We start from the raw sequence: 2,957 nt of genomic DNA on the forward strand, positions 1-2,957 counted from the left end.
GGGCCGGCGCGGCGGGGCGTGGTCGCCGCGTGATCGAGTCGAACGGCGGTTGAGTCTGGACAAGCAATGGCGCGGGATCGCCACTAGCGGCCTCTGAGGCGCGTGCGATCGCGGCCAGCATCCACCGCTGGATCACCACCAAGTCCCGCATGTGGGCCGACCGCCCCGCCGTCTACGAAGCCACGTTGTCCACCATCCAAGCGGGAGTGCCGCGGAGGCCACCCGCAGACCCAGGGCAAAGTCGAACGCTTCCAACAGACCATGAAGAAATGGCTGGCAGCCCAGCCCCCACCAGCAGACCTGCCGGGCCTGCAGGCCCTGCTCGATCAGTTCCGCGAGATCTACAACACTCAGCGGATCCACTCAGCGAAGAAGACCACCCCTTACGCCGCCTACATCGCCGCACCGAAGGACACCCCAGGGCCCCTAGCACCAGCCACGACCCGGTTCCGCACCGACAAGATCGACGCCACAGGCAAAGTCACGCTGCGCTACGACGGCCAGCTCTTCCACATCGGCATCGGCCGAGCCCACGCCCGAACCCACGTCGTTCTGATCGTTGAGGACCGCGAGATCACCATCGTGGCCAAGGCCACCGGAGAGATCCTCCGCGAGCTCACCCTGGACCCCACGCGGAAGTACCAGCCACAACGAAAAACACCCCGAACCTGAGGGTTCGGGGTGTTTCCGATGTACTGAGACATCACAATGGTGGGCCCTGTGGGGATCGAACCATGGATTACTGGGTCCGGACGCCACTGGTAGACCGCGCAGTCATCCTCACCTGGTTGTGGCTTGGCGCCGTTGGCATCTCCCCCACGGTTGAGGTTCGCCCCCAGCTTGCTGCGGCAAGCCTCAGCCTGCTGGAAGGCGAACAAAGGTCTGAGCAGGCCGGTCTCAATCCAGAGAGGCCAGCAGATCCGCGCAGGCGATCTCGCAGCGCCGGCACGCCTCCGCGCAGACCCGGCAATGCTCATGCATATCCACGTGCTTTTCGCACTCTTCGGCGCAGGACCGGCACGCCGTCCGGCACGTTTCGAGCGCGGCGCGGTTGACGTCGACGTTGTTGCCGGTCTGGCGGGAGAGCACCCTCCCGGTGGTCTCGCAGAGGTCGGCGCAGTCCAGGTTCAGACGGATGCACTGGGTCAGCTCCGCGACCATGTCCTCGCCCAGGCAGGCATCGGCGCAGGCGGTGCAGGTCTGCGCGCACTCGAAGCAGGCCTCGATGCATTCGGCCAGTTTCTGGGTCTCGATGCCGCCGAGATCCTTCGGGTACGTCTCCAGCATCGAGCTCACGTGATGAGTCATGGTCTCGCTCCTTCTGTCGATCCGAACGGAGCGGGCTGGCAGGCACCAACCCGCTCCGTTAACCGTAGACAGTGATCGGCGAGAGGCGGAAGAGCGAAGCCATGAAGAGTTCGTGAAGACGCGAGAGCCAGGACACTGTGCCCTTCGCGCCTACTGGGCGGGCTGGAGCTCGCTCTCGACGAACCACTTGTGGTTGGTCATCTCCATGCCGTCCATCTCGACGTCGACCATGTACACGGTCTCCTCGGTCGAGCTCTCGATCGTCGCCTCGGCGCCCTCCATGCCGGGCATGTGATCGGGATTCAGCACGACCTCGGTGCCCTCCGGCAGCGGTGCCTCACCGGGGTTCTCCAGTTCCTCGTGCACGACCCACTTGTGGTCGACGACGGGCTCGCCACCATCTGTGGGCGTGTAGCTCACCGAGTAGGCCGTCGTGTCGAAGGCACCGGTGATCGTCGCCTCTGACCCCGCCATGCCGGGCATGTGGTCAGCGGTGAGAACCGCCGTCGAGTCGATCGGATAGGTGGGATCGGCTGCGGCCTCGATGCCCTCGGGCGGGGGCCCGCCCTCGGGATTGTGCCCGGCCATACCCCCGGAACCATGATCCATGCCCATGTCCATATTCGATGACTCGGGCGATGTCGACGGCGCAGCCGCCGCCTCGGACGCCGTCTGCGAGGGCGCGGGTTGTGCGTCTTCCTCCTCCGCGGTGCCTCCGCAGGCGGTCAGCGCGAGCATGCTCGCCGCTGCGGTAGCGGCCATGCTGGTAGTCCAGATGGACTTCTTCATCTCGTCTCCTTCGTTGATGTTCCTTCAGGCGTGGATGGCCTGAAAGTCTCTATGCCAACCCTGCGACAACAGACTGGCGAAGAATTGATGGCCACGCTGACGACCCGGGTCAGGTCTGATTCTTTGCCCATTCGACCGACCCCTCAGCGGTGAGGTCGAGGCCGCGCAGCGTCTGCGCATTGAGCGCGACCACCACCGTGGAGGCGCCCATGAGCAGCGCGCCGATGGCCATGGGCATGACGAACCCGATGGGGGCCAGCACACCGGCTGCCAGCGGCACCGAGATCAGGTTGTAGCCGGCAGCCCACCAGAGGTTCTGCACCATCTTGCGGTAGGAGGCGCGCGAGAGCCGCACGACCGAGACCACCGCGCGCGGATCCTCGGAGGCGAGGATGATCCCGGCCGAGGCGATCGCGACGTCGGTTCCGGCGCCGATCGCGAGCCCGACATCGGCCTGGGCCAGAGCCGGAGCATCGTTCACACCATCGCCGACCATCGCGACCTTCTTGCCCTGTTCCTGCAACTGGCGGACCCGGGCGCTCTTCTCCTCGGGACGGACCTGGGCCTCGATGCGGTCGATGCCCAATTCGCGGCCAACGGCCTCGGCTACGTTGTGGGCATCGCCGGTCAGCATCGCCGTCTCGATCCCCAGGCGGTGCAGGGCCTCGATCGTCTCGCGGGCGGCCGGACGGACCTCGTCGGCCAAGGCTAGGGCCCCGGCAACTCGGCCCTCGACGAGGACGTGCAGAACGATCCGCCCGTCCTGAGCCCATTCGTCGGTGGACAGCGGCTCCGCACCGGCCTGGCTGAGCAGTGCGGGGCCACCGACGCGGATGTCGGTGCCCTCGACGGTGGCCGAG

4 protein-coding genes are annotated in these 2,957 nt (G+C 66.4%); 1 reads left to right on the top strand and 3 read right to left on the bottom strand.

The window, feature by feature from the left end; translation table 11 throughout:
• Positions 1–102 precede the first annotated feature (102 nt).
• A complete protein-coding gene (locus L979_RS13190) occupies positions 103–672 on the top strand; it encodes an integrase core domain-containing protein (RefSeq protein WP_197052159.1) in 570 nt (189 codons plus the stop codon).
• A gap of 225 nt (positions 673–897) precedes the next feature.
• Here L979_RS13190 and L979_RS13195 read toward each other — a convergent pair whose 3' ends face one another.
• From L979_RS13195 to L979_RS13205, 3 genes are all read right to left on the bottom strand, one after another.
• Complete coding sequence (locus L979_RS13195; RefSeq protein WP_047692664.1) at positions 898–1,308, bottom strand: four-helix bundle copper-binding protein; 411 nt, start codon at positions 1,306–1,308, stop codon at positions 898–900.
• A gap of 150 nt (positions 1,309–1,458) precedes the next feature.
• The gene (locus L979_RS13200; protein ID WP_047692665.1) at positions 1,459–2,097 is read right to left on the bottom strand and encodes a YdhK family protein; all 639 of its coding nucleotides are present in this window, start codon (positions 2,095–2,097) and stop codon (positions 1,459–1,461) included.
• Positions 2,098–2,206: 109 nt separating this feature from the next.
• Positions 2,207–2,957, bottom strand: a 751-nt coding sequence (locus L979_RS13205) for an HAD-IC family P-type ATPase (RefSeq protein WP_047692666.1), incomplete at its 5' end; no start/stop codon positions are given.

It is taken from the genome of Kocuria sp. ZOR0020 (assembly GCF_000800955.1).
In the GTDB taxonomy this organism is placed as follows: Bacteria; Actinomycetota; Actinomycetes; order Actinomycetales; family Micrococcaceae; genus Kocuria; species Kocuria subflava.